The sequence below is a fragment of the Paraburkholderia sp. SIMBA_030 genome, from assembly GCF_046535245.1.
GTDB lineage: Bacteria > Pseudomonadota > Gammaproteobacteria > Burkholderiales > Burkholderiaceae > Paraburkholderia.
In genome coordinates, this window is the sequence record NZ_JAWRXB010000715.1 from 1 (window position 1) to 266 (window position 266).

Annotated in this window: 1 pseudogene; it reads right to left on the reverse strand. The window is 65.0% G+C overall.

Features of this window, described 5'->3' with window-relative positions:
* A pseudogene (locus tag SB772_RS41810) lies at nucleotides 1-266 on the reverse strand (ABC transporter permease); the annotation flags it as partial.

Consider the following 266-nt stretch of genomic DNA (forward strand, 5'->3'; position numbering starts at 1 on the left):
CCGCGTAGGTGTTCAGCGCCAGCGCCCACAGCACCGAGTGCACCAGCACGAAGATCAGGCTGTTGTCGCCCAGGCCGAACCACAGCAGCGCCAGCGGCAGCAAGGCGATTGCTGGCAGGGGGTTGAACATGGAGGTCAAGGTGCCCAGCAGGTCACGACCGAGCTGGGTCGACACCGCCAGGCTGGTCAATCCAAAGGCCAGCACGATGCCCAGCACGTAGCCCTTGAGCAAGATCACCAGCGACACGCCGACCTTGGCCGGCAGT